Source organism: Methylobacterium aquaticum, assembly GCF_001043915.1.
GTDB lineage: Bacteria > Pseudomonadota > Alphaproteobacteria > Rhizobiales > Beijerinckiaceae > Methylobacterium > Methylobacterium aquaticum.
Genome location: NZ_LABX01000056.1, coordinates 17,439 through 43,392 on the forward strand (window position 1 = coordinate 17,439; position 25,954 = coordinate 43,392).

General features: G+C 63.7%; 26 protein-coding genes and 2 pseudogenes. 13 read left to right on the plus strand and 15 right to left on the minus strand.

The features are described 5' to 3' along the window. Positions 1-15: 15 nt before the first annotated feature. Genes arsC through VP06_RS08020 form a run of 3 tightly spaced genes read right to left on the minus strand, consistent with a single transcriptional unit; the run spans position 16 to position 1,320 of the window. Positions 16-441 carry an arsenate reductase (glutaredoxin) gene (gene arsC / locus VP06_RS08010; protein ID WP_048444543.1) on the minus strand — a complete coding sequence of 142 codons (426 nt, stop codon included), beginning with the start codon at positions 439-441 and terminating at the stop codon, positions 16-18. Next, a complete protein-coding gene (locus VP06_RS08015; protein ID WP_048444544.1) occupies positions 441-968 on the minus strand; it encodes an arsenate reductase ArsC in 528 nt (175 codons plus the stop codon). The genes arsC and VP06_RS08015 overlap by 1 nt, the downstream gene beginning before the upstream one ends. After that, complete coding sequence (locus VP06_RS08020; protein WP_048463315.1) at positions 961-1,320, minus strand: ArsR/SmtB family transcription factor; 360 nt, start codon at positions 1,318-1,320, stop codon at positions 961-963. Before VP06_RS08020 ends, VP06_RS08015 begins: the two co-directional genes overlap by 8 nt. Positions 1,321-1,370: 50 nt before the next feature. On the opposite strand from VP06_RS08020, the gene arsH reads away from it, so the two are divergent. Then, positions 1,371-2,123 (plus strand): arsenical resistance protein ArsH, encoded by a 753-nt coding sequence (gene arsH / locus VP06_RS08025; RefSeq protein ID WP_048444545.1) that lies wholly within the window; start codon positions 1,371-1,373, stop codon positions 2,121-2,123. Between the two features lie 105 nt (positions 2,124-2,228). Here the strand turns inward: arsH and VP06_RS08030 are convergent, their stop codons facing one another. The 3 genes from VP06_RS08030 to VP06_RS08035 all read right to left on the minus strand — a co-directional run bounded on the left by VP06_RS08030 (position 2,229) and on the right by VP06_RS08035 (position 3,220). Further along, positions 2,229-2,588: a CrcB family protein gene (locus tag VP06_RS08030; RefSeq protein ID WP_280818942.1), complete on the minus strand. Its 360-nt coding sequence runs from the start codon at positions 2,586-2,588 to the stop codon at positions 2,229-2,231. Positions 2,589-2,694: 106 nt separating this feature from the next. Next, a complete protein-coding gene (locus VP06_RS36080) occupies positions 2,695-2,835 on the minus strand; it encodes a hypothetical protein (RefSeq protein ID WP_156295498.1) in 141 nt (46 codons plus the stop codon). A gap of 4 nt (positions 2,836-2,839) precedes the next feature. Further along, complete coding sequence (locus tag VP06_RS08035) at positions 2,840-3,220, minus strand: type II toxin-antitoxin system VapC family toxin (protein ID WP_245239711.1); 381 nt, start codon at positions 3,218-3,220, stop codon at positions 2,840-2,842. Positions 3,221-3,688: 468 nt separating this feature from the next. On the opposite strand from VP06_RS08035, the gene VP06_RS08045 reads away from it, so the two are divergent. Then, positions 3,689-4,750 carry a site-specific integrase gene (locus VP06_RS08045; RefSeq protein ID WP_048444547.1) on the plus strand — a complete coding sequence of 354 codons (1,062 nt, stop codon included), beginning with the start codon at positions 3,689-3,691 and terminating at the stop codon, positions 4,748-4,750. A gap of 138 nt (positions 4,751-4,888) precedes the next feature. Here the strand turns inward: VP06_RS08045 and groL are convergent, their stop codons facing one another. The 3 genes from groL to VP06_RS08060 form a co-directional block, all read right to left on the minus strand. Then, positions 4,889-6,499: a chaperonin GroEL gene (gene groL, locus VP06_RS37970; RefSeq protein WP_280950184.1), complete on the minus strand. Its 1,611-nt coding sequence runs from the start codon at positions 6,497-6,499 to the stop codon at positions 4,889-4,891. Positions 6,500-9,096: 2,597 nt separating this feature from the next. Further along, entirely contained in the window at positions 9,097-10,332 is a 1,236-nt protein-coding gene (locus VP06_RS08055; RefSeq protein WP_048463289.1) for a hypothetical protein, read from the minus strand. A gap of 164 nt (positions 10,333-10,496) precedes the next feature. After that, entirely contained in the window at positions 10,497-12,710 is a 2,214-nt protein-coding gene (locus VP06_RS08060) for a metallophosphoesterase (protein ID WP_048463290.1), read from the minus strand. Positions 12,711-12,872: 162 nt separating this feature from the next. Here VP06_RS08060 and VP06_RS08065 point away from each other — a divergent pair, with 162 nt between their 5' ends. From VP06_RS08065 to VP06_RS34610, 5 genes are read left to right on the plus strand one after another with little or no spacing between them, the layout of a single operon-like run. Further along, on the plus strand, positions 12,873-13,220 hold the full coding sequence (locus tag VP06_RS08065) for a hypothetical protein (protein WP_048463291.1): 348 nt from the start codon (positions 12,873-12,875) through the stop codon (positions 13,218-13,220). Continuing rightward, entirely contained in the window at positions 13,220-13,591 is a 372-nt protein-coding gene (locus VP06_RS08070; RefSeq protein WP_048444552.1) for a helix-turn-helix domain-containing protein, read from the plus strand. Before VP06_RS08065 ends, VP06_RS08070 begins: the two co-directional genes overlap by 1 nt. 5 nt (positions 13,592-13,596) lie before the next feature. Next, positions 13,597-14,610 carry an ImmA/IrrE family metallo-endopeptidase gene (locus tag VP06_RS08075; protein WP_082167259.1) on the plus strand — a complete coding sequence of 338 codons (1,014 nt, stop codon included), beginning with the start codon at positions 13,597-13,599 and terminating at the stop codon, positions 14,608-14,610. Continuing rightward, on the plus strand, positions 14,607-15,293 hold the full coding sequence (locus VP06_RS34605; protein WP_082167260.1) for a C1 family peptidase: 687 nt from the start codon (positions 14,607-14,609) through the stop codon (positions 15,291-15,293). The genes VP06_RS08075 and VP06_RS34605 overlap by 4 nt, the downstream gene beginning before the upstream one ends. Continuing rightward, entirely contained in the window at positions 15,265-16,044 is a 780-nt protein-coding gene (locus VP06_RS34610; RefSeq protein WP_082167261.1) for a thymidylate synthase family protein, read from the plus strand. Before VP06_RS34605 ends, VP06_RS34610 begins: the two co-directional genes overlap by 29 nt. Here VP06_RS34610 and VP06_RS34615 read toward each other — a convergent pair whose 3' ends face one another. Continuing rightward, positions 16,045-16,716 carry a uracil-DNA glycosylase gene (locus tag VP06_RS34615; protein ID WP_245239713.1) on the minus strand — a complete coding sequence of 224 codons (672 nt, stop codon included), beginning with the start codon at positions 16,714-16,716 and terminating at the stop codon, positions 16,045-16,047. It lies immediately after the preceding gene. Beyond that, positions 16,713-17,876 (minus strand): nucleoside triphosphate pyrophosphohydrolase family protein, encoded by a 1,164-nt coding sequence (locus tag VP06_RS08080; protein WP_048444553.1) that lies wholly within the window; start codon positions 17,874-17,876, stop codon positions 16,713-16,715. Before VP06_RS08080 ends, VP06_RS34615 begins: the two co-directional genes overlap by 4 nt. A 242-nt stretch (positions 17,877-18,118) precedes the next feature. Between VP06_RS08080 and VP06_RS37975 the strand changes: the two are divergent. Beyond that, positions 18,119-18,255, plus strand: a pseudogene (locus VP06_RS37975) (tartrate dehydrogenase); the annotation flags it as partial. 352 nt (positions 18,256-18,607) lie between these two features. On the opposite strand, the gene VP06_RS08085 reads toward VP06_RS37975, so the two are convergent. The 3 genes from VP06_RS08085 to VP06_RS36095 all read right to left on the minus strand — a co-directional run bounded on the left by VP06_RS08085 (position 18,608) and on the right by VP06_RS36095 (position 20,942). After that, on the minus strand, positions 18,608-19,957 hold the full coding sequence (locus VP06_RS08085) for an IS1380 family transposase (protein ID WP_048463292.1): 1,350 nt from the start codon (positions 19,955-19,957) through the stop codon (positions 18,608-18,610). Between the two features lie 135 nt (positions 19,958-20,092). Further along, on the minus strand, positions 20,093-20,524 hold the full coding sequence (locus VP06_RS08090; protein ID WP_048444554.1) for a hypothetical protein: 432 nt from the start codon (positions 20,522-20,524) through the stop codon (positions 20,093-20,095). A 175-nt stretch (positions 20,525-20,699) separates the two neighbouring features. Beyond that, the gene (locus VP06_RS36095; protein WP_157080607.1) at positions 20,700-20,942 is read right to left on the minus strand and encodes a hypothetical protein; all 243 of its coding nucleotides are present in this window, start codon (positions 20,940-20,942) and stop codon (positions 20,700-20,702) included. Positions 20,943-20,945: 3 nt separating this feature from the next. On the opposite strand from VP06_RS36095, the gene VP06_RS37070 reads away from it, so the two are divergent. Then, entirely contained in the window at positions 20,946-21,089 is a 144-nt protein-coding gene (locus VP06_RS37070; protein ID WP_157080608.1) for a hypothetical protein, read from the plus strand. Between the two features lie 106 nt (positions 21,090-21,195). Here VP06_RS37070 and VP06_RS38930 read toward each other — a convergent pair whose 3' ends face one another. Next, positions 21,196-21,285, minus strand: coding sequence for an ATP-binding protein (locus VP06_RS38930; protein WP_363325447.1), 90 nt, complete (start codon positions 21,283-21,285; stop codon positions 21,196-21,198). Between the two features lie 23 nt (positions 21,286-21,308). Here VP06_RS38930 and VP06_RS08100 point away from each other — a divergent pair. The 4 genes and pseudogenes from VP06_RS08100 to VP06_RS08110 form a co-directional block, all read left to right on the plus strand. Further along, positions 21,309-21,638, plus strand: a pseudogene (locus VP06_RS08100) (DUF6118 family protein); the annotation flags it as partial. A 183-nt stretch (positions 21,639-21,821) separates the two neighbouring features. Then, positions 21,822-22,856, plus strand: coding sequence for an IS110 family RNA-guided transposase (locus tag VP06_RS08105; protein ID WP_048446372.1), 1,035 nt, complete (start codon positions 21,822-21,824; stop codon positions 22,854-22,856). Positions 22,857-23,786: 930 nt separating this feature from the next. Then, positions 23,787-24,338: a hypothetical protein gene (locus VP06_RS36100; protein ID WP_156295501.1), complete on the plus strand. Its 552-nt coding sequence runs from the start codon at positions 23,787-23,789 to the stop codon at positions 24,336-24,338. Between the two features lie 304 nt (positions 24,339-24,642). Further along, positions 24,643-25,080: a ProQ/FINO family protein gene (locus tag VP06_RS08110; protein WP_053080499.1), complete on the plus strand. Its 438-nt coding sequence runs from the start codon at positions 24,643-24,645 to the stop codon at positions 25,078-25,080. Positions 25,081-25,954 lie beyond the last annotated feature (874 nt).

Consider the following 25,954-nt stretch of genomic DNA (forward strand, 5'->3'; position numbering starts at 1 on the left):
GGTTGGGGATGACGCTCAGGCGGAGGCGATGCGGCGGCCGTGTTCGTCCACGACCCGCTCGCCGTCTTCCGTCACGAACTCGCCCTGTTGCGCCGGCAGCAGATCCAGCACGGCTTCGGACGGCCGGCACAGGCGCACGCCCTTGGGCGAGATCACCAGCGGCCGGTTGAGCAGGATCGGGTGCGCCTCGATGGCATCGAGCAACTGGGCGTCGGTCAAGGCCGGATCGCCAAGGCCCAGCTCGGCGTAGGGCGTGCCCTTCTCGCGCAGCACGTCGCGCACTGTGAGGCCGGCGCGGTCGAGCAGCGCGACAAGCAGTGCCCGCGTGGGCGGGGTTTGCAGGTACTCGATCACGTGCGGCTCGATGCCGGCGTTGCGGATCATCGCCAGCGTGTTGCGCGAGGTGCCGCAGGCCGGGTTGTGGTAGACCACCACGTCCATCACGCGACCTCCGGCCGGGGCGACGTGGCGCCATCCTGCTGGCCGATCTCGCGCACCTTGGCGGTCAGGGCGAACTCGTCCAGGCTGGCGATCGGCAGGGCGATGAGCGCGGAAATGCGGTTCTTGAGGTAGCGTTGCGCCTGGCGGAAGGCCGCCGCCTTCACGTAGTCCAGGCCCTCGATCGCGGCGGGGTCCTCGATGCCCCAGTGCGCCGTGACCGGCTGGCCGGGCCAGAACGGGCAGGTTTCGCCGGCCGCGTTGTCACAGACCGTGAACACGAAATCCATCACCGGGGCACCCGGCGCGGCGAACTCGTCCCACGACTTCGAGCGCAGGCCCTCGGTCGGATAGTCGGTTTCGCGGAGGGCTTCGAGCGCCAGGGGGTGCGGCTGGCCCTTGGGCTGGCTGCCGGCAGAAAAGGCCCGGAAGCGCCCCTGCCCGTCCTTGTTCAGCATAGCTTCCGCCAGGATCGAGCGGGCCGAGTTGCCGGTGCAGAGAAACAGCACGTTGTAGACGCGCTCAGGCATGGGCGGTGTCTCCGGGAGTGCAAAGGCAGGCGGCCAGGGCTTCGACGGCCGGGGCGCAGACCTCCGGACGGCCCTGGCAGCAGTCGCGCATCAGGAAGGCGATCAGATCGCCCAGCGACGGGAAGGTGGCGGTGTAGATGACCGAGCGCCCCTCCCGACGGGACTGGATCAGCCCGGTATGGCTCAGTTCCTTCACGTGAAAGGACAAGTTGGTGCCGGCCACGCCGACCTCCTGCGCCAGCACGCCGGCCGCCAGGCCGTCCGGGCCGGCGGTGACGAGCGCCCGCACGATGCGTAGGCGGTGTTCCTGGCCGAGGGCCGCGAAGGCGGCGACGGCTTGCCGTTGGTCCATCATTTATGCAATATCTCAATCATTATTGAAATGTAGATGAAGGCCGCCTCTTGGACAAGCCCCTGCACCCCTTCACCGACGGTATGCCGAACCTGTCTGAGGCCCACTTCGAGCTGCCGACCCGCGCGCATCTGCAGGTGGCCCAGCCGTTCACCCACGCCCCGCGCTTCCTGCTCCTCTACGGCTCGCTGCGGGAGCGCTCGTTCAGCCGCTTCCTGACCTACGAGGCCGCTCGCCTGCTGGAAGCGATGGGCGGCGAGGTGCGGATCTTCCACGCGGACGGGCTGCCGCTGCCCGACGACACCACCGCCGACCACCCGAAGGTGCAGGAGTTGCGCAACCTTTCGCTGTGGTCCGAGGGTCATGTCTGGGTGTCGCCGGAGCGGCACGGCAACTTGACCGGCGTGATGAAAAGCCAGATCGATTGGCTGCCGTTGAGCGAGGGCAGCGTGCGCCCGACCCAGGGCCGCACCCTGGCGATCATGCAGGTGTCCGGCGGCTCGCAGAGCTTCAACGCCGTGAACTCCCTGCGCCTGCTCGGCCGCTGGATGCGGATGATCACCATCCCGAACCAGTCCAGCGTGCCAATGGCCTACAAGGAGTTTGACGACGCCGGTCGGATGAGGCCAGGGCCGCTCTACGAGCGCGTGGTGGACGTCTGCGAGGAACTGATGAAGTTCACGCTGCTGACCCGCGAGCGCGCCGGCTACTTGGTGGACCGCTACAGCGAACGCAAGGAGCGTGGCTCGGACCGTTTGAAGGCCGTCGCGGCCGACATCGGCTTTGAAAAGCGTCCCCGCTAACGCTAACCGGGGCGCATGCCCCGGCATATTCCTCGACGAGGAGGGGCCCCATGCTTGACGTTGCCCCGACGCCCCTCATCACCGCGCCGCCGCCGATCGCGGGAGCTATTTTCCTGGACGCATCGCTCGCCGCCTGCGACGCCCAGCGGGGTCATGCAGCCCCCCATTCACCAGCAGCCGCACCAGGGCGAGGGCGAGGAACAACGCGCCGGTCGTCAACGCGACCGAGCCGACCGCGTAAGCCAGCGCCGCGCCCAGTTGGCCGCGTTCGTACAGCAGCGCAGCTTCCAGCGAGAACGCCGAGAAGGTGGTGAACCCGCCGAGGATGCCAGTTGTCAGAAAGAGTCGGAGCTGTATCGGCAGGCCAGACTTGAGAGTAGAGTATTCGGTAACGAGGCCCATCAAAAATGACCCCAGCACGTTGATGCCGAGTGTGCCGCAGGGAAACGCTCCTGACCCCAGCACCCGCAGGGCTGCGATATGTGTGCGCTGAGTGGCGGCGGATATCAGAGAAAACTGCCATGTTATCAAATGTAAGGAAAACCTCGCTACCGGATCTTCAGTCCGCGCGTCAGCGCCAGGCTGGAGGATCGCCCAGCCCGCAATGCGTCGCCTCGCGGGCCTGATCCTCTTCGTAGGCGGCCAGCAGATTGGCCCGCTGGCGCTCGTTGAGCCCCGTCGCGATCGCCTGGAGCGTGGCGGTGCCAGCCATTGCCTCAACGCAGCAGCTCGATCGTGACGCCGACGACGGCGCCGTCCAGCCGCGACCAAGCCCGATCGGTCGTGAACGCCGGGGCATCGAGCTGACCTGCCACCGCCAGGCAGGCGCGATCGCCCAGCGACAGACCGGTCGCCCGGGTGAGTGTTCGAAGGCGCGCACTGTCACGTGCATGGGCCATCTCGAAGGGCACGACCGTGAGCTGCAGTCCCGCGAAGACCGCGTCGACGGTATCCTCCGGCATCCCGAGGTCGACGAGCTTGGTCATCACCTCCGCAGCGTTCACCGCGGAGATCCGCGCGCCCGGTAGATGCTCCGCCACCCGATCGGCACCCGCCTCGCCGAATATGACGGCCAGCACCGCCGAGGCATCGAGCACGGGGTCAGTTGCGTCCGGCATCCGAATCCTCACCATCCTCCCGCGCGGCTTCGGCGCGACGCTCCGCTAAGAACTCGTCGACCACGGACTCTCGCCCTTGGGCGAACGGAGCCGCTAGGGCTCGGATACGCTTCAAGGCCTGATCGACCGTCGAGATGCGAATGCCATCCTCATCCTGTGTAAGGATCACGCGCCCAGCCCCATTCAGGCCTAATCCGCGACGCATGTCCGCAGGGAGGTTCATTCTCCCATTCTCCGCAACCTGTACCGTTCGGCGTAGGGGTTCAACCATAACCAAGGGCCTCATATAACTCGTAGGGAGAGAACGTCTGTTGCTCCACAATCTTGATATTCGCAACAAGGCGCAACCGTGTCATAGCCGAATTCACCGCTCCGATTATGACCGATAATGACGATTATCGGTCATAATTAGTGGATCGTTAAGGCCCGACCGGGTAGGCTCGGCTCATGGACCTCGACCGCGCCGACCCGACCCCTGAATCCCCTCTCGAGGCATTGGCGCTGCCGGTCCCGCCCGCCGCTGGCCTGCCGCCGACCGACGAGATCCTGATCGAACGGCTCGAGGGCCACGCCCGCGCCGCACACGGTGCCTTCGCCGACAACACCGTCCGGGCCTTCGCCGCCGACAGCCGGATCTTCGCCGCCTGGTGCCGGGAGGCCGGCCGGACGATGCTGCCGGCGACGCCCGAGACGATCGCCGCCTTCATCGACGCACAGGCCGAGACGAAGTCGCGCGCCACGGTCGAGCGCTACCGCTCCTCGATCGCTGCGCTGCACCGGGCCGCCGGCTTAGCCAACCCCTGTGCCGACGAGATCGTCCGGCTGGCGGTCAAGCGGATGAACCGGGCCAAGGGCCGGCGCCAGAAGCAGGCCGAGCCCCTCAACCGCACCAGCATCGACCGCATGATCGCCGTGAAGGCAGTAGAGCGCCTGCATCGGCGCGTGTCAGAAGGCGAGCACGGGGCTCCACTGATCGCGCTGCGAAACATCGCCCTCGTCGCCGTCGCCTACGACACCCTGCTGCGCCGCTCCGAACTCGTCTCCTTGTCGATCGAGGATCTGGAGCGCGGTGCCGACGGCTCCGGCACTGTCCTGGTACGGCGCTCGAAAGCCGACCAGGAGGGCGAAGGCGCCATCAAGTACCTGGCCCCCGACACCATGGCTCATGTCGAGGCGTGGCTCGCCGCGGCCGGGCTGGAGAGCGGACCACTGTTCCGGCCGCTCACCAAGAGCGGCAAGGTCGGGGCACGGGCGCTCGGTGACAGGGACGTGGCGAGGATTTACCGGGCGTTGGCCTCGGCGGCCGGGCTGAAAATCCCACGCCTCCCCTCCGGTCACTCGACTCGAGTCGGTGCTACGCAGGACATGTTCGCGGCCGGGTTCGAGCTGCTCGAGGTGATGCAGGCTGGCTCATGGAAGACGCCAGCCATGCCGGCTCGCTACGGCGAACGCCTTCGGGCGCAACGCGGCGCGGCGCGAAAGCTCGCGACACTGCAAAACAGGGCATAAGTCTTGCTAAACGCTGATGGCACGACTTGCCATTGCGTTTGATTGTCAAGCATGCGTCGTTCATAGCTTATAATTGTCTAAATGGATCAAGTCACTATTGGAATAGCTCGACAAAGGCGGGATAAATAATGATCCGCCTCACATGACTATCTCATCTGGCGCCCTGGTGGATGCTTCCATCGCCCGGTGACCATTGTCGCTCTGCTTCGGAGATACCTCGCCGACGATTATCGCTCCTACTGTCACGAGAATGCCAGCGATCGAGGCCGCGTCCTGTAAAGCGGTGAGCACGACCTTGGCCGGGTCGATGATGCCGGCCTCGATCATGTCGACGTACTCTCCGCTTTCGGCATTAAAGCCGAAGGTCTCGGAGCCCGTGTTGTCGGTAATCTTGCCGACCACGATCGAGCCCTCCACGCCCGCGTTCTGAGCGATCTGGCGGATCGGGGCCTCAAGGGCCTTCAGCACGATCTTGATGCCGGCCTGGACGTCGGCGTTGTCGCTCGACAGGGCCGCCACGGCCTTCTTGGCCCGCAGAAGCGCGGTGCCACCGCCTGGGACGATGCCCTCTTTTACTGCAGCGCGGGTGGCGTGGAGGGCGTCGTCGACGCGGTCCTTCTTCTCCTTGACCTCGACCTCGGTCGCGCCGCCGACGCGGATCACCGCGACGCCGCCTGCGAGCTTGGCCAGACGCTCCTGAAGCTTCTCGCGATCGTAGTCCGAGGTGGTCTCCTCGATCTGCGCCTTGATCTGCTGAACGCGGGCCTCGATGTCCGACTTCTCGCCGGCGCCGTCGATGATCGTGGTGTTCTCCTTCTCGATGCGGACGCGCTTGGCGCGGCCGAGCATCGGGAGGGTCACGTTCTCGAGCTTGATGCCGAGGTCCTCGGCGATCATCTGACCCTGGGTCAGGATCGCGATGTCCTCGAGCATGGCCTTGCGGCGGTCACCGAAGCCCGGCGCCTTCACGGCCGCGACCTTCAGGCCGCTGCGCAGCTTGTTCACCACGAGCGTGGCGAGCGCCTCGCCCTCGACGTCCTCGGCGACGATGACGAGGGGCTTGCCCGTCTGCACCACGGCCTCGAGCACCGGCAGCATCGCCTGGAGCGACGACAGCTTCTTCTCGTGGATGAGGATGTAGGGATCCTCGAGCTCGGCGATCATCTTCTCCGCATTCGTGATGAAGTACGGGGAGAGATAGCCGCGGTCGAAATGCATGCCCTCGACGACGTCGAGCTCGGTCTCGGCGGTCTTCGCCTCCTCGACCGTGATCACGCCCTCGTTGCCAACCTTCTGCATGGCATGGGCGATCATCTCGCCGATGTCCTTGTCGCCGTTGGCCGAGATCGTGCCGACCTGGGCGATCTCCTCCGAGGTCGATACCTTCCTGGCGCGGCTCTGAATGTCCTTTACGGCGGCCTGGGTGGCGAGGTCGATGCCGCGCTTCAGGTCCATCGGGTTCATGCCGGCGGCGACGTACTTGGCACCCTCGCGGACGATGGCCTGGGCCAGCACGGTCGCGGTGGTGGTGCCGTCACCCGCGATGTCGTTGGTCTTCGAGGCCACTTCGCGCACCATCTGGGCGCCCATGTTCTCGAACTTGTCGGCGAGCTCGATCTCCTTGGCGACGGTCACGCCGTCCTTGGTGATCCGGGGCGCGCTGAAGCTCTTCTCGATCACAACGGTACGGCCCTTCGGGCCCAGCGTCACCTTGACCGCGTCGGCCAGGATGTCCACGCCACGGACCAACGCTGCGATGGACGAGGGGTACGCGACGGCCGCGCCAGAGCGGAGGGCAATTCCGGCCAAAGTCGACGATCGGGTTTGCCGAGTGCGGATGACCGGAGCCGAAGGGCGCTCATCCAGATCGACGGTTTGCGTCCACACCCGCGGTCGGTTGGCCTTCCGGTCGTCGATTTCCAGCGACTTGATACCGGCCTCATCAATTGTGGTCCAGGCGGAGGTGAAGGTCAGATGCCTCGTCCAATCCGGCACCGCAAAATTATGCTTGTGCAAGAGTGTCTGCATGATGGGTACGCCCCAGCGCAGAAGGGGCACGAGGGAGCTGTCAGCAAAGCGATGGAGGACATCAGCCCCTGCGCTCGCGCCGGTCGCCAACCTCAGGAGGCTTGCATCGGGAGCGTCGCGAAGAGCGCCGTGCATCGCGTCGAGGGCCTCCACAGTGAGGACCCCTTCGTCCCGCCCGAACGCCGCGTAGGCGCACGCGAGCAGCATGAGGTCTCGCTCCGCCAACGTTCGAAAGGCCTCAGCCGCGCCATCCCCGAGCAGTTCGCGAATGCGCGATGTTTCGATCGCGCTTGCACGACCAGTGGAGAAAGCCGCGTCCCACTCAGGCACTGCCGCGTCTGACTGGGGCTCGATCCGAAAGCCGCTGACATCCTGGTTCAGGATAAGTTCGATACCACCACCCAGAATGGCAAAGCGCTGCTTACCCGTCCGGACGATCACATTGAAAGATTTTCCCGCCGCCGCCGTGCTCTGCCGTATCCGCGCGCGCTCGGACGCCTCGCCGAAGGCAGCCAGGTTGCGAAGCGGCTCAACGCCGATCCGCTTCGGCAACGTGCATTCCGCGACACCGTCCGACAGTCCCACGCTGATGCTGCAGGCCCAATCTCCCCAGGGAAGGTCCACCCTCACGCGATAGAAGCCCGCTTCGAGGTACTCGGTCGGGTGTCCCTCGATGTCGGTGAGCGACATCCTTCGCGTCCGCTCGGGGAAACCGATAAGCTCGATCGATACGAGCGGAGTGCCGGCCAAGTGTCCCCCGAGCCGCCGAGCCCCGCCCTCCGGCAGGACAAATCGCAAATTCGTAGCGGGACGATCGAAGTCGTCGCCGATGGGCGAGAGATAGATTTCGAGGCCGTTGCCGGCGTATGTGGACCGCAAAGCATGAAGCCAGTCCAGCGCGTGGCTTCGTGCAGCGCTGGCGGCATCAGGAACCGCAGGGTCTGGGCGAATGTTGGGCCCGAACTCATGCCTCTCAAAGATAACACCCGCCTGCGGCGCGCTCGGGGCAAACGGTCCGGAGAGTAGGGAGTCATATGCAGGGCCCGGCAGAGAGTACGATGCTCCTCCGGTGCCGCTCGCTCGAATATTGAATGCGTCGGGTGTGATGCCGCAGCTGGACCAACTGCCTTGTGGGACTGGGGTGAACGAAGCGTCCGGTGGCTCGTCGGTGCTGAGTGGTGGGGGATCCGTTCTCTCGAGTTCCAAAGTGATCTCGACGGTGTCACCAACGAGTTGGGTTGGAGCGGGTGACCGACGCTTGCGCCACTCGCTCATGGGCTCCGTTAGGAACGAGGTCCACACGGTCGCACCGGTAGGACCAAAACAGCGCATTGGCAGATTGATCGGCTTACCGAGGCCAGGCAGCACGAGCTGTCGCGTTGGTACCGGGGATCGAAGGGTAAGCAGTGCAATAGCCTGCTTCGCCTCAGGCGGATCGGTCTTAACAACAACCGGAAGGTAGGTGTCTTGCGGGAGGTCGATGATTGGCGAACGATTCGTCAGCTCTGCCACCCCGAGGCGTTGACAAAAAGGGGTCTGCGGGTTCTTCGCCGCCGCAGCCCTGAGTGCGAAGCGCGGCGCGACCGCCTGATCAAAGATCTCTTTCAAGTCGACTTCGCGTGTCCCGGTGTCCCAATCGTAGATGATGGCGGACTGCAGAGGATCGAGCGGGTCCATGCTGCTGAGCTTTTCAGGGGCGAGTGCATCGAGAAGCTCCGATACAAGTGTTCCCCCGGCGTCTCCTGACCATGCTTTCTCGTCCGGCGCCGCAGCGTGGCACACCGTGAGCGCGTTGCCGGCGGCTGGTTTATAGCTGTCTGGATGAGCTTCAGGCCCCCTGGCCATTACGGGTGGGACTCTGCCGATCGTAGCGATGGGTTCTTTGCAGGCGTTGTAGATGATGTATTGTCTCCGGAAATCCCAGCTCATAAAATAGCGAAGATATTCATCCAGCCAAAAATTGTTGGAGGTGATTTCGTCGACGCCGTAATCCGAAGGTAGGAAGACCGATTTCGAGATTGCGTACAGGCCGTGGCCAGATAGGATGACGAATAACTGGTCAGCCTTGGCTTTCTTCAGCGAGTTGATCGATTGCACGATGCTACGATGATCACAGCCGTGGACAGCGATGCCGCCAGCATTGACGTTGCGTCCTGTTGACGGCGAGAGATGAAGAAGGATCCGGTTGTCCGGAACCTCGATTGAGCGGAGCCACGAGACAGCGGCGAGCCCGTCGTCCACGCAATGCGGAAGCGTCGGGATGCCATCGCGTTCGTACTGATCTATACCGATGACAAGGGCGTAGGCGTCGCGCACAGCTAACCGAGGAACTGCTTGATGCGCTCGTAGACCTCGTCAGCGAGGAAGTAGGCGCTGTGGGCCTCAGGGAACGAAACACCGGAGGCGTGCTCGTGGTCCTCGATGCCCACAGCACCCAGAAATGCTCGGGCCGCGCAGAATGACAGGAGGTCGCTGCGGTCATAAATATTGAGCCACGGCACGAACGGTGTTCCCTCTGAGCGCTCGCCCCCGGGCCGCATCGTGCCTAGCGCGTCGAACTTGAACAGCATCGGGGCTTGCGAACCCACGGTGATCAGTTTGGAGACGGGTAGGCGCTCTTCGCGTGGGCGGCTGAGCAGATCGACCAGCATGATGCCGCCAAGGCTATGGCCGAGTACAATCACGGGCTTGCCCTTGCCTGAAAGCTCCAGGATCTTGGCCTCGATCATTGCCAGGATGTCGTCTCCGCGCCGTTGGTAGAGCAAGATGTCGCCGGCGGCCGGTGAAGAACTCCGCATCAGGGCGTCACGGCGATTAATCGCCCAATCGGATGCCTTTGCGGTTGCGAAGTCTTTGACCTTATCGCGCAGCCAGCTGCCAATCCCCATCGTAATCGGCGCCAGGGCGGAACGAACCGCCTCAACGAGGGCATCGCGTTCGGATCGGAGATAGAGCGCTGACGGTCCGGTACCGGGTTCCGAGCGAGTTCCCCGCAGAGTCGTGGCTACGATGGCGCGAGCGGTCGCCCCGATCAGGTCGGAGTCTTGAGCGGAGCCGACCGAAAGGGCGGCCTCTTGAACGAGCGGCTCTCGTTCCAGTGAGCGGGCGGCCTCTCGAATGGCCTGAGTTGTCACCTCGCCGGGCAAAGGATCGACAAGCTTCGTCCCGAGAGCCTGGATAGCCTGCACAAGCTCGAAGTCAGCGGGCTTTGAGCCGCCAGGCAACGGAACAGCGCCCTCAGGAGCTGCCGCTTGTCTAAGCGCGGCCATCCGGAGCTCGACGAGGGGATCTGCGAGCAGATCGGACCAGAGTGCGGCCTCGATCTCGGCTTCCGTCGTGCCGGCCAAAGCCATCGCGGCCCCGAGGGGCAGGACAGCCTCAAGGTCCTGCTTGCTGACCTTCGTTCCGTGCGTCTCGCCCCAGTCCACAAAATCCAGCTCGATGCCGCCTAAGCCGGCCTTTGCGAGCCCTTCCCGGATCCGCTTGACGGTCTGCTGCCGTCCGGCGCTTCGCACGCCGGTCCCGTGTACGAAAAGCAGCGTCACGTCCGCCATCGCAACCCCCCGTCGTTCGTGGAGCGCCTTATGCTGCGCTTACCAACCGAGCTCTGTTGGAGAAGAAGCCCCACCGCAGCCGAGTGGTCAAGCCGTGCGCGCGTCAGCTGGGAGGTCGGCCGCGGTGGGGCGAACGCGTCGTCGGGCTCATCGGCGGAAATCTCTCAGTCCGTCCTGGCAGTTGCCGGCTGACCGGCCGGCAGGCGTGCATCGGTCAGGCGCTCGAGCGCTACGAGAAGGCTCTGTGCAACCGGCGACCACCGATTGAACGCGGCCCGGGACCGCGTGGAATGTTCGAAGGTCTCGTTGACGCGTGCAAGGTCCCCGAGGTTGCGCGCCAGGATGGAGAGTTCCTCATCGGCCACCGGCGCAGTGACCTTGATGTAGGTGGCGAGCGTGAGCAACCCTTCGATCGCGACGGGAATGCCGTCGGAGTTGAAGCCATCCGTGGCGGTGCGCAACTCTGCCAAGGACCGTCGCCATTCGCGAACGGCACTGTTCTGCGCAACCCCGTGCATGGCCTTGTGAACGAGAGCATCGGCAAGGAGATGGAGCCGCTCCGGAGCCTGGTCGAGCCAACGGTCGACGATCGGCATCGCCACTTGCGTGGGCGATCGAGAGATCGTTCTCGCATCCGCGGCAATCGTGGTGATGCGGCCTGGCCGAAAACCGAGCTCTTCGCAGATCTCTCTTTGCAGAAAGCGCAGCTCGGCGATGTTGATCGGCCACCAGCGTTCGAACTCCTGCGCCCTGTAGAAGGCGATTGCATCCACGGCGATACGCCCCGCATCCGCGTCCCTTCGCCGGAATTCGACGAGGCAGAAGGACGCGAACTCCTCCCCCGCCCCGTCGGGGGCGAAGTCGCGGAACGGATCGACCAGTACGGCGACCGCCCGGGTGCTCGGCTTTGCCCTGAGAAGGGCGATGATGCGTTCGATCTGGTCGATCTTGCCGCCATACCGCCTCAGGCGTGCGCCGTGCAGGTAGGGGATGCGCGTTTCCAGCTGCGATCGGTCGAGTTGCCACCACTCGACGAGTTCGCGCAGCCAGGTTTGGCGCTCATCGCCCTGCAGGTCGTCTGGAACCGCATAGGCGCTGGGCAACGGTAGCGTCTTGCCGTCGTCGTCGGGTAGATCGAGGTGAACGAGCAGGGTGCCTCGCCTCGCATCGCTCTTCGCGATTGCGAGTGCGCGGGCATAGACCTCGTCCAGATCGGATCCTTCGACAATCACCGGCGCCCCAGAGGAAACCAGTACGGTCTCAGCGGAACGGACGCCCGTCGTCCATAGCCTGCGAAGGATCGGCGCTGGCCGATGATCCTCGGCGCCCGATCGGGGCAACGGAATCGCTTCGATCCTCACCTCTGGCGTATGCGGAAGACCATCGAGCGTGATGAGTCGAACCGCGTCGGTTTCGCGTCCGACCTCGAATGTCGCGCCTGAGATGACCAGGACGCGGTGCATATCGTCTCCGCCGCCGGCATAGATATGGTCAAAATCGGCTGCGTGTTCGTGCTTGTGGCCGTGAATGACAACCCCGATGTCACTGCCGCGCAGGAAAGCACGCACCTGCTCCAAATTAGACATATCCGCGAAAGGCTTCAGTTCTTCACGCAGGCTTGGCGAGCGCAGATGATGGTGCATCACCGCGATACGAAGCTGGCGGCCCTTGTCCGGCTGAGGTGTAGAGGTGACGATCGCACGCAAGGCCTCGAGGTGATGCTCGGAGATACGGGCCATGTCGTACCGCGTCAGGGCCTGGAGTTGCGACCGCAACTGGGCTGCAACCGCCGTCTCGCCGGGCGCGAGCGTATCGGGGATCGCATCCCAATAAGATCGCAGGGGTTCAGGCAGGACCGAGGTCACATGCGACCAATTGCTGGTGTTGATCGGAAACACCGCCCAACTGCAATCGGTAGCAATCAGCCGATGTCTCTCAGGAGCTATAATGGCCGGCCATCCATCGATGCCGTCGAGCCATGGTACGACACAGCCCGGGTCGCGCCAGACTCGTATGAAATCCTCGTAGCGTTGGGCAGAGCCGGGAGCTGCGTCGCGAGGCACGTCGTGGTTGCCCGGGACCGACACAATGCGATCGACGGCGATGCCGAGATGCTCGGCGATCAACTTGAAGACCAGCTCATGGCCGCCAGCCGCGCCCTTGTTCTGGGCATCACCCGAAAAGATCACCCCATCGAGCGCCCTGTCCTCTCTCGCCAGACGCTCAGCCAAGCGCCTGAACAAGAGACCAAGCGCCTCCTCGCGGGTGCTGGCTGGAATGCCCGGAACCTCGACCTTGCGATCGTCTCGTTCCAACCGAACGCCGGATCCGGACAGGTGGGGGTCGGTGATGTGGAGGAAGGTTGCGCGTTCGGCCATACCCTCGTTCTAGCCAACCCTGAGGTTGCTGAACACTCGCAGCCGCGTGCCGCTCTATGGGCATACCAATTGGACGGCGTGCAACCGCTCGGTGCCGACATTTGTCGCCTTGCATGTCGATTATTCCGACATTATGTTCACTCCGGTTCGAAGAGAAATGTCATGGCTACTGCCACGCTTGCTCCACCTGTCTCAGCTCCTGTCGTTGCTCCGTTCCCCTCGGCAGCCGTCGAGGCAGATTTGCGGAGCGAGCTGATTGAGATAGTCAAGTCCGAGGCGGCGATCAGAGGCGTTGCTTTGCCGCCGACGCCCGTTGCGATCGGGAGCACGCCATTTCAGATTGACTCCCTCGTAGTCGTGTCGATCCTCTGCATCGTTGAGCCGCTCCTGGGCATAGAGCTGCCGGAGAATGTGGTTCGGACTGGTGGTTATCGCTCAGTTGACCAGGCGCTCGCGCAGCTGCTGCCGAACATTGAGACCTTTTGGAAGAAGCGAAAGGGGGGCAAGTGATGAGCCAAGTCGCAATCCAGCAGGACGACGACGATGTCGAGCGTCGCCGACTCGGCGAGCGGCTGCGTGAAGCTCGCAAGTATCTTGGTTTGAAGCAGGAGGAGGTCGCGACCTACCTCAAGATCCCTCGCACCGCACTGACCGATATCGAGAACGGCCAACGACGCGTGGAGGCGATCGAGCTGACCCGCCTTGCCAAGCTCTATCGTCAGCCGGTGGCGTTCTTCACAGGGGAAGATGAGGCGGCGGCCCTGCCTGTCGATGTTGCGCATCTTGCCCGCCGCGCCGCGGCATTGTCGCTACAGGACCGTAACGAGCTCGGCCGGTTCGCGGATTATCTGCGAACCCGTTCGCAAGCCAATCAGGACTGACGCGCATGGCCGCCTCCGACTACGCGGGTGCGGTGCGGGCTGGGACTATGGCGGCGGCGCGTATTCATCAAGCGCTCGGCCTGCGAACGCTGATCACCGCGCGTGGTGGTGCTGTCGACGTGTTCGGGGCCATCCAGACGCTCAATCTGCCGCTCCTCCTGCGACCGTTGCAAGGGCTGCTCGGCGCTTACCTCAGTGATCCCGTTCCGGGCGTCCTCGTCACAACGCAGCGGCCAATGGCGATCCAGCGGTTCACCGCCGCACATGAGCTTGGCCACTACGCCATGAAGCATCGCCCGAGCCTCGACGACGACAGCATTCTGCGACGCATGCCGATGGCGGGTGTGCCGACCGAGGATTTTCAGGAAGTTGAGGCCGACGCATTCGCGACCGAGTTCTTGATGCCGCGTTGGCTGATCCTGTGGCATGCTGCGCGTCAGGGCTGGACAGTAGCTGACTTCCGGCGGCCGAACCGAGTGTATCAGCTCTCCCTGCGGCTCGGCGCCAGTTACGAAGCGGCCTGCTGGACGCTAGCTCGCCACAAGATGATTTCTGCAGCCCTCGCGCGTGATCTGGTCACAACACGGCCGCGCGAACTGAAGGTCGCGCTTCTTGAGGACTACCGACCCGAGAACTATCGCGGTGATGTCTGGCTGCTGACGGAACGCGACGCCGGAACACGGATCGATGGTAGCCGGAATGACCTCTTCGTACTTCGCCTCGAGGAGCATAGTGGAGGCGGCTATCTCTGGGATATCGATCAACTGGCGGCGAGCGGCTTTGCAATCGTGGGAGACTCGACGGAAGACATGGACAGCGATGGCATCGGTGGACCCGTCATTCGACGTGTGACCGTGGCGCCTGAAGAAGGCAGCCGCGGGTTGCTGCAACTCGATGAGCGGCGCCCATGGGAGCCTGACCCACCGCTGTCCCGGCTGGAACTCGATTTCGACTTGACGGGCCCGGAGGAGGAAGGCCTCTCGCGCGCCGAGCGGCGGAGGCTGCTCGAAGCCGCATGACCTCGATCACCATTCTGGAGGACCTGCGGCCCCACTTTGGTGAGGCCCGCAACCAGGGCTCGCGCCCAACCTGTCTCGCCTTCGCGGCCAGCGACGCGCACGCTGCGTTGCGCCCGGGCTGGTCACCACTGTCTTGCGAATGCGCCTTCTACCAAGCGCAGCAACGCGCGAGCCGTCCGCCGGACCGTGGCGCAACGCTGCCAGCGATGCTCGAAACATTGCGCCACGACGGACAACCGGAAGAGGCCGGCTGGCCATATCTCTCTGCAGTCCCTGCGGATCTAACCGCTTGGTTGCCCCCTGCCGAAGTCGGCGCCCGGTTTCGGCGGGCTGGAGCGCCTCACGCCTACGACGTCGGGCCGATCATTGCCGAGATCGACGCGCAACGACCCGTCATATTGCTGATGACGCTGTCACGATCCTTTTTCATGCCAAGTCCGGCTGGTGTCGTTCAGCCGGCGGCCGGTGAGGTGCCCGAGCCGGCCCGGCGGCACGCAGTGATCGCCGTCGGTCACGGCACGGTACAGGCTGAACGCGCAATCCTCGTGCGTAACAGCTGGGGGCTTGGCTGGGGCCTCTCCGGACATGCTTGGTTGACCGAGAGGTTCATCGCACCGCGGCTGTTCGCGGCCGCATTGCTCACGGAGGATGTCGATGTATCTGCCAGTTCCTCCGCAGCCTGACTGCGCGACCGCTTGGCGTGAGGCGGTGCGCGCCGTTGACGCCGAGCCGGGTCACGAGGCTTACAACGTTATCATTGATGTTGCTGACCCCACTGCGGGATCGACGATCGCGCATCCGGGTGTTGCTGCCGTCGACGCCTTTCTAGCTTCCTGTGCGAAGCCGATCGAAACCGTTGCCAACACGATTTTTCCGGCTGCGCTCTATTACCGACACGGAGCGCCGGAATTCTTTGATGTATTCAATCATCGCGTCCTGGCAAAGGTGCGGCGCGGTGAGCGATGGTCCGGATATTATTTCGAGCGGATGATTGACTATCCCGTTTCATCTGGAAATTCGCCAAATCAGTTGTGGAATATCGTCACGCGGATGGGCGACAGAAGCGTAAAAGCATTGAATAAATATGAAATCTCTTTGTTCGATCCTGTTCGCGACGTTGATAATTCGCCTTATGGCGGTCAGTGCCTCAGTTTTCTCAGTTTCAAGATCGTTCCCAGTGCTCCACGCAAGCTGATTTTGACCGCACAGTACCGCAACCACTACTATGTGGAAAAGCTGCTCGGTAATATCATCGGCTTGGGTCGACTTATGAGCTTTGTCGCACGAGAGGCCGAACTAGAGGTGGGATCGCTGACGATCGTCTCAACCCACGCGAAGGTTGACCAGCCACCGAGGACCAATCGCGGGGAGATCAAGACTCTCCTCGCACAGTTCGATCAGGCAATCGCGCCAGTTGCGCCGGCGACGGTCTGATCAGACAGAAAGGGATAGCTGCGGAGCGACATCCTCTCCATCCAGACCGTAGATAGCATGAACACCGGCGATGAATTCAGCCTGGCCGCCATAGCTTGGGTGGCGAACCGTCATCACCGGAACCTCGAGTCCCGAGAGTGCCAGACCAGCATCGCGCCCGATCGCTATGATCCGACGCGGGGCTATCATCGCGATGAGCGCTGTCAGGAATGGCCAGGTGGCATCGCGTTCGAAGCGGCTGTGACAGCGATTGGATAGTGGGTCCCCCGGCTCGTGCGGATGCAAGGGGAAAATGTTCCAGAGAACGACGGGTGCTCCGACTCGGGAAAGAACCCGCCAAACCACGGCCGCTGTACGTTCAGCCACGATCGGGCCATGCGTCGCGCGATCAAGGGTTATGCCGCCCAGAAGCACGCTGGCGGAAGCCAAGTGAACCTCATCGGTCAGCGGTACGCCAGTTCGCCTTCCGCCGCGGTATCCGAGATCTCGCGCAATCCAGATCGTATCGACACGCGCTTCAATGGCCGCTTCGAGACAGTGGATCAGGTTGCGTTTGCGTACGAGTGCGCCGTCTTCTCGGTCGTGAAGGGGGCAGTGATCACGATACGGATTGAACACCGACTTGAGGGACATGCCTGCAAGGGCGTCAGCAAACTTACGAGGTGTCTTCACGAAAGTGGCTCGATTGTCATCTGATGTTGGTCCAAGTCGAGAATGAGGCGTCCGCGTCGATGTTCACGCAGAAAGCGAAACGCCGTATAGCCTTGGAGGATGGCTTCTTCCCAAAGCCATAGTGGACACCGCTCCGCCTCGTAGCCAGCCACAAACTGGCGAACCTGTTTGAGCAGGTCGAATGGTAAATCACCCGGCTTCATGCCGGTGAACAGATCGAGCTCAAGCGCTTGCCCGAAGATCCAGGTTGTCAGGCCTTCCTCGATCAGGATGGCACGCGCGCCATCTTGCGCTTCATCAACCTTCGGTGCCGATTTTCTCTTCAGGCGGAACAGAGCGCGAATGACGGGTGACCAGCCTAGCACAGCTACATAGGCGTAATGGAAGGCATCATGAAATCGGTAGTCATCGGCAGTCATGGCATTGTCGGTCAGCCGATCGCCAATGTTGATTCCGTTACGTCGTTGAAAAACGTAGGTCCGTCCACGAACTTCCCGTTCGAAGATCTCAATCGCGATGCTGCGTGGCAGGCGCTCCTCGGCGTCTGCTAAGGCGTCGAGAGGCGCGGGATATTGCCGTTCGCGCGGCCAGCGGTCGCTGATCTTTGCAAGGTTCTTGACGGCTGCTGCCTCGAGCGTGACGCCGGCCTCGTTAGAGGCTTGAATTAGGGTTTGTGCAATCGTAACCAAACGGCTTCGCAGTAGACTGATGTCCTTCTCGATGCCCTGTCCTTGTGCGTCCATGACAAGGATTCCGACTTCTCCGGCCAGCTTCAGCAATGTGCGCTCGAATGCGGCAGTCGGTTCTCCAGCTCGAGGCATGATGTCGGGCTGCAACGAAGCCAGGGTGATCGCTTCATTGTTGCCCGTCTTAGAGACCGCCTCCGCGAAGACGCCGGGCAAAGGCACGCGTGTGCGGGATGCCACCGCTGCGAGGTACCATAGGACGTCGCCGAGCTCCTCGACGACGGCACCCGCGTAGCCGCGATAGGAAGTACGGTCGCGCTGCTTCTTCTTGACCTCGCTGAGCAGGCTTCCCGTCTCGCCGAAGAGGCCAAGGAGCGGAAACGCCAGCGATCCGCCGTCACTGCGCTGATCGGTGAGGGCTGCCTGTGCAGCGTACTCGGCGATTGTGAGCGGTGCGAAGGCTTCGTGTGTCATGCAACACGCGCTAGTTGGGTCACAGCTCCTCCAGCCCCCGCATGAGCGCCTCCAACGCCGCCAGCCATTCGCCGCGACGCGACGAGGGCAACCGCTGTCTTCGTCGGGCGCGACGTTGGCAGGGCCATCGACCGCGCGTCAATATCTGAAGCTTGGCAGCGAGCAGATGTCTGCCGCTGACGCACAGAGGCTTCACCCTGAGCTCCAGTACGGGTGCTCCGCAATCGGGTACGAGGCGCACTGGCCTGAAGGAGGCCGCGGCGGAGATCGTTGCCGGCATCGAGCGGGTGTTGGCCGAGCAGACCCTGCGCACCGCGACCTCGGCGGCGATGCCGACACCGAGGCTTGCGGAAGGGCGGTCGAGCAAGCCCTGGGGTAGCGGTATCCCTGCGTCGGCACTGCCCTCGCGATGAGGCTGATCGAGGGCTCCATCGCCGACGCGCCGGTCGGGCGGCCTCGCTTGCATCGGCAGCGAACCTGCCGCTCTGTCCTCTTAAGCATTTTCCGACGAGGTGGATACCGGTTCATCTTAGAAAATGCGGTAAAATCAAAGAGCTAGCCCGGATCATTCATGACTGGGGTCATGGGCTTTCTGCGTCTGGCGAAGGCTCGCTGTATGGTTGTGCAAACGCGCGAGATCGGCGCCGGTCCTGTCGGCCGGGGATCGGGTGCAGATCGCGGGTCTGGCGGGTTGCGACGCGGGGGTTCGACCAGGGCAGCTGCCCCACAGCTCAACAGGTGAGGCGCGGCAGGCGGTTGAGAACGAGGCGCAGGATCGCGCGATCGGGGCATGCGCTGGGCAGATGCAGCGTGACGCGGGTCTTCAACTCGACGACCCGCATGGCGAGCTTCACGAGCCGCAGCCGGAGGGTATCGAACTGCGCGACGCGCCAGCTGGAGCGCTTCGGCATGAGGCTGCGCAGCGACCACAGGATCCAGTAAGCGCCCGTGTGCAGCATCAGGCGGAACGCGTTGGCGGTCGCCTTCATGCACGACGTGCGGTCGGCCGCGAGATGGCGCTTCCACGCCTTGATGTGGTTCTCCGCCTGACCACGCCCGCAGTAGACCTGCTCGTAGATCCTGCGCGGATCGCCACCGGTGAGGCTCGTGATGATGAAGCGGGTGTCCGTGCCCTGCGGTCCGGCCTCAACGCGGGCGATAACGCGCTCGACGCGGGACCAACTCCGCGCGCCATCGAAGAACGCCTTATAGCGGCGCAGCTTGCACCGGTCGGGGCGGGCGGCGTGACGGGCTGCCGTGCTTGCCTCCAGCGCCGCGACGTGTCGGCGCAGCGTCGGGGTGGCAGCGACCCCGAGGGCGAAGTCGATCCGAGCGGCGCGGCAGAAGTCCAGCACCTCGGGCGCGCAGAAGTGGCTGTCGGCGCGGATGCGGATCTCGACGCGTGGCCAGTGGCCCCGGATCTCGCGCACCAGCCGGCGCAGGAAGCTGCGGGCCTCGGCACCCGTGGGGCGACGCGCAGGCCGCAGCATGGCGGCCACGGGCCGGCCCTCGCCGTCGAACACCACGAGAGGTTGGAAGCCGTATTCGTCGTAGTAGGCGTTGAAGAGGCGCAACTGCTGCTCGCCATGCACCGGATCAAAGGTGTCGTCGAGGTCGAGCACGATCCGGCGCGGCACCTGGCGGAAGCTCGCGCAATAGAGCCCGACCAGGGCGCGTCCCATGCGCAACAAGGCACGAAGGTCGGGCAGGTTCTCGAGCCGCGAGATGGTCGGCTGCGAGCAGAGCGCCGCCGCGTCGGGCAGGCGGTCGAGCGCGAGCTTGAAGGCAGGATCGTGCCGCAGGGCGGTGGCGTCGTTGCCGTCCTCGTAGCCGGCCGCGATCATCAGCAGGCGGAAGCGGATGATGTCGGCGAGGCTGTGCCGGACCTGCTCGGGCGCCCGCGGGTCATCGAGGCAGGCGGCCAGGCGATCGGCGACGCCGAGGCGGCGCTCGATCTCTTTCAGCGCCAGCACGCCTCCATCTGAGGAGAGCCGCCCGCCATCGAAGCGGGCGACCAGGGGTTTGCCGCAGACGGCTGACAGGCCGGGCAGCGGCGGGGTATCGTCAACCTTGGCGGGCATGGTCTCCGCGAGCGGCTGGTTTCGAGTGTTGCAGCCGAAATCTATGGCCGATCAGCGGCTTGCACCATGCCCGTCACCACGCATGAATAATCCGGGCTAGAGCAGCGCCCGATTACAACGTGATCGGGCGCTGCTCTAGCTGATCGGGTAGGTCCCGAGAAACAGGTCGCCCAGCGCTCGCCGCCGCAGATAGGTCAGCCGCCGCCGCCGCAGATGCTCGGGCCGGTCGTGGATCAGGTGGCAGCGCTGGCACCAAGCGGCGAGATCCCGGTCGCCGTTCAGGCTAGTATCGTGCGCGCGGTGACAGGCCGCCAGGATCGGCACAGTCAGCCGTGCGCTGGCTAGGACCTCGAGCCCGGGCAGGCGTCGCAGCGGCCGGCCACGGCCTGAGCGCCAGTGGCCGGCCTCGGCGTCGTACCATGCTCCCCCGTCGAGGCAGACGATCACCCGGCCGTGTGGCCGCCCGCAGGCCTCGCAGCGTCCGCCGGCGCGGCCGAAGCGGATCACCGCCGAGAGCTGCGGCCAGTCGATCGGGTAGAAGTGGCGGTGTTCGGGGCGGATCGGCACGGTGAAGCGACGCTACCACGGCCGAGTTAAGGGTGAATCCCCCTCGGGTCGCATCCTGCCGTGAATCTGCGCTCAGAGTCCGAGAGTGGGAGGAAAGCCTGGGCTTCGCGAGCCTTGCCCTCTGGCGGACCGCTCGCGCGAGGGTCGGCTGTGACCGAGCGTCTCGGGATCCACTTCATGCCTTGAACTCCTTATCCCCGAGGCGGGCGAGCTGCTCCTCCACGGCAGGGTCGCGAATGCGCTCGCGACCCTCGACCAGCAGGCCGTCCTGAAGGCCGCCAGGACGGCCGCAGACCGCCAGGTCGCCGATCCGCAGGCGCGGCTGCCCGACACACTCGTGCCGACCCTGCAAGGCCACCTGCTCCAGGCGATCACCGATCAAAAGGGGCGGAATAACGCCGCCCTCGCCCAGGTTCACGAGGTGCTCAAGGCCAAGGAGCATCTTGCCGCGGCAACGTCGGCGCTGGCGGAGGCAGCCCAAAAGGCGCACGGCCTGCGCTTCCCGGACTACGCATGGCTTCGCCACGTCGATCCGATCCTGCAATCCAAGATTGCAACCTACTGAAAAATGAGCGGAGATCCTGAGTGGGGGCTGCCCAAGCCAGAGTAGTAGCGCGGAAGATTGATAGGGCGGCCAGTGCGCCAAGCAACGGTTCCGGCATGAGTGTGGGTCAGATTACGTTGGGCGACAACAGGTGTGTCTTGCCCACGCCGGACGGACCCAGGAACACCACGTTCTGCGCCCACTCTACAAAGGCCACCCGACCGGCGCGTACGCGAGCGGTGGCGGCGGAATGCGTGGCTCGGGGGAGCCGGCGCGGCAGGGATCCTGATGGGTCTGGTGCTGGCGGTGCCGCGGTTCCTATCGTTCTCGCTGGCGGAGCGGAGGGTGGCAACGGTGATGGGCGAGCGCGCTTGGGATGCGGGCACCCGCCTGATGGCCTTCGCCAACCCTGAGTCTGCCGAGTGGATCTACGCGGCCCAGGAACTTGTGCGAGCGAACGCTGCGACGGTGGCGTCGTGCCGGGTGGCTCTGGCGAAGACCGAATTGGAGCGGAGCTGCACCCTGATTGTGCCGGTGCAGGGCCGGAGCCTGGGAATGATTCGCCCCTGATGGATCCCGATGGGCATTCCTACACCGGTCCTCAGCCTCCTCAGAGAGTCTCCGCGGGAGCAAATCCCGCGAACACTATGTCTGATAAAGATAAGGTGATTGCGGGCTCTGCCTCATTCCGCAAGCATCCGATGCCGGCACCCGCGCTTTCGATCCGTCTTCCGCCGGTCAGGAGGTGGTGTGATGAGGTATTTCGCCGGGCTCGACGTCTCCCTCAACGAGACCGCGCTGTGCGTGGTCGATGAGGTCGGGACCATCATCCGCGAGGGCAAGGCCGGATCGGAGCCGGCCGCCCTGATCATGTGGCTGGCCGACTTGGGGATGCCCCTGGACCGGATCGGTCTGGAGGCCGGCCCGCTCTCGCCCTGGCTGTACGAAGGGCTGCGGGAGGCTGGGTACCCCGCCGTCTGCATCGAGACCCGCCGCGTGGAGGGGGCGACCGCCGCCATGGCGGTCAAGACCGATCGCAACGACGCCCGCGCCATCGCCCAGGCGATCCGGGTCGGCTGGTACACTGCCGTCCACGTGAAGACCGCCCTGAGCCAGGAGCTGCGCCTGCTGCTCACCAACCGCAAGACGCTCCTGGCGACCCAACTCGCGATCGACAACGAGATCCGCGGCAAGCTCAAGGCCTTCGGGCTCAAGATTGGACCGGTCACACCCGCGACCTTCCACGATCGGGTCGTCGACCTCTTGGCGGACCGGCCTCGCCTCATGGCCATGGTCGTGCCGATGCTGAAGGCCCGGGACGACCTGCGGCGCCAGATCGATGTCCTGCACCGCATGCTGCTGCGCGCCACCAAGGAGCATCCGGTCTGCCGAAGGTTGATGACCGTGCCGGGGGTCGGCGCGGTCGTGGCCCTCACCTACGCCACCGCGATCGACGCCCCCGAGCGCTTCGCCCGCTCGCGCGATGTCGGCGCGCATTTCGGGCTGACGCCGCGCAAGTACGCTTCCGGCGAGATCGACCGGAATGGGCGGATCAGCAAGAGCGGCGATCACATGGTGCGCCAAGCTCTGTTCCAGGCGGCGCTGTCGCTGATCACCCGCACGCAGCGTTGGTCGGCCCTGAAGGCCTGGGGCATGGCGCTGGCCAAGCGGCGCGGCCTGAAGCGCGCCACCGTCGCCGTCGCCCGCAAGCTGGCCGTGCTCCTGCATCGGCTGTGGAGTGACGGCACCGACTTCCGCTGGACCCGGGACGCCGCCGCTGCGAGCTGACCGGTCCCGCCACACGGGTTCCGCCGTCGTGGCGGAGCGATGTCCCCCCGCGGGACGCGGTTGGGGCGACTGCGGATAATGTCCGGCACCCTCCGGCTCCGGCCGGCCGAGTGCGCGATAAAGATTGCAGCGCCCGAACTGTCGGACCCTATCGTGAGGCGGCGCTGCGCCGACCTCGAAGAGAAGCATGATCCTCGCGGGGGACCATCGAACGGCCGCGATCCCAGCCAGGGAGGTGTCCGCCGAACGATCTGAGAACGGACCCGGGCCGGTTTGACGGCAGCCGCGGCGCTGGGCCGGAAGGGGGGAGCGCAAGCCCGTCGTGAACCCGGACGTCCTGATGCGGGCGCGAGCGCTCATGGCGATCGGATTGACGGCTCCCGAGGCCGCTTACAGGTTGAAGATCGGAAAGAAAGACCGCCCTCTACGAGGCGCTACGCCTGGTAGAGCAGTTGGCTTCGACTGCTTGACTTCTCCGCAATCAGAGAAGGACATTATCACCCAGGGCGGCGACCCGCATGAACTATCTGGAGAAGGGGTGATCAGAGCCTAAGTTATGAGCGGGGAGAGGCGACGCCGGCGGCCGGTTCACCTGCGGCTCGTGACTGTTGAGTTGTGGGCATGCGGAGGACGCGAGTTCCGCACCGGACTTCTGGACCAAGCAAGGGGCTAAAACCTCGCTGGCCGAGAGGCGATCTGGCGCCTTGCGTGTAGCTCTCCGACGCGACTGCATCGGGACCCCTCGGGACGACCAGACGCCCGAATTAGGTACCAGCGTGATGTCGCACTGAGTTGCAGGAGATCCGTAGGAGCGTCGGTCTCGTCCGTCCGCCCTGTAAAAATTGAGCTGCGGCTTTTTTTCCTTGAATGTGGCCTTGGGGTCTTGATCGCGAATGCTCAATCGCCAAGTCATAGGAACCAGCCAAAAGGGTGGTAGCCATGCTCAATGAATTTCTCCGATTGCTCAGTCGAGCTTACACCTCGATTTCGGTAGATTTATTGGCCTATGTGATAGTACCAGCATCGCTATTTCTGACAGCTTCGGCTTTGCACCCAGAGGAATTAGAGGATAGAATTAGCTTCTTATCTAAGAAAAAAAATATCAATTTGCCATTCACTGGTGAATGTAACGGTAAAATTGGGATGGAAGTTGGAAATTTGAAATTGTTGTTTCTGAAACTTGAAAGAACATATTGGAGCGAAAAATGTGGAAGTCTTGTAATATCTAGAAATCTAATAGATATTGGCCTACGGTATGATGAAAGATCGCTTCAGGCCGTTGGTCTTATCACTTCAGCGCTCATTATTCCAGATGTAAAGCAAGCTCCTGTCAATGTAGCCCGCTTGTTTAGAGAGGCTACAGCGGAAGACATGACAATTTTTGAAAATGGCAAATGCCAATGGCGAATTAGACGGCAGAGAGATGATTTAACATTTGGTTTGGTTTGTCCTAGATCGCGTCGCACATCTAAAGCTACTTAGTAATGATTATCTGAATGCTATGATTTTTAAAATATTAGAATAATATTTGCCTCGTGGCCCGGTTTTCAATTCGTTGCGTAGACGGTGCCGATAAAAGCGTTAGGGACCATCGATATATTGCCGATCTCGCGCTACGCCTCTTCGCCGCGATTGGACAGGCGCAACTCGGCCAGGTGGAGCCAACTCGCATGTCGAGCCCACCGAGATCGTGTCGGCGCCGAACCCTGAGCCAGTTACTCGCGCCGCGGCGACGGATACACTCGTCAAGCAGACTCGCCCGTTCCGTCCTTGGGCGAGAAGCCGGGTGCCGAGCACTGCTGGGTCCGCTGTCCTCGCCCGAGCCCAGGCGCTCAACGCTCTCCTGGTCGCCACGATCAGCGTCCTTCCGGCCGCACTGCGCGATCCCATGCGCCCCTTCCAGGTCGGTCTCGGCCCCGAGATCCTCGCCCGCTGCAGACCCGAGGTGACGGTCAATGTCTGCGAGAGGGCGATCCGCGACTACGTCCGCAGCTTCAGCTACCGGCACGCGGTCGCCCAGCCTGGATCGATGCGCTACGACCTTGATGGCAATCCGGTCGAGCCGGTGAGGGAGAAGGATCGGCACGACATGCAGCGCACCTACGAGGTCGACCAGGAGAGAGCCCGGCAGCGAAAGGCGGCTGCACTCGCTGCGGCTACCGCCGGCGCCGAGGCAGTTGGTCCTGTCGAAGATGCTGCGCAATCAGGCGCGCAGGGTGTCTGAGGCTGAGAGGGGCGTCCCCTACGGGCCGCGCCCTACTCGCCGCCTGCGGCGGCTCCCCGAACCCGCTGCGCGGTTTCGGCCCTGCGGGTGACGGTCGCTGACGCGGTGTGTGGTCTCAAGGCCGCGCGTACCTTGACCTCAGCCGGCTGCCTGGCGCTGCACCACCGACGACTTCGACGCCCTAGAGGGCGTCTACGCGGCCTCTCCAAACCCTGCTCGCCCTCGCATAAGGGGGGCGTATGGAGCCAGCATAAAGAGTGAAATGCGTCGAACAGCAAGTGACTTGCTACAATTCTATCTTAGTTTCTTGCGATCATCGTCGCTTGGATTGCATTCCCGCTTAGTGCCGGGAATGTAGAATTTTCCATCGGAAGACGGATTGGTTCCGCCGCCACACCCCGGCATTCCCCCCGATGTGCCGTTCCCACCTCTATTGCCATTTCCACCGGCTTGACCGCCAGCACCCCCCACACCGCTACCCGCAAATGAGGTCGTTGCGACAGCGATCAAGCCGACAGTCATCAAAGCGGTCGAAAGACGCATCATCTAATCCTCCGGAAAATCAATTCTTTATTTGGCTTCGAAAAAATCTGCCATTTATGTAATTTTGCGCAAAGTTGACATAGAGTCAAGTTTCTATCGCGTTTCAGAATGTGACGCATGGCTTGTAGCTGCTGCTCAGACGGACCAGGATCGACGCGGCGTGTAGACCTCACCATAAGCCGTCGCGGTCCTCTTAGAGAGCAGCCCAAACCTAGCCGGGGTGAGCTATGCGCAGCCGATGGCGTCCGCATGGGTATACCGCAGCGGACAGGGCCGAGACCGTCCGAATCCCTGTCCGCTAGGGTCGCTTTTGCCTTACGGACGTGGTTTT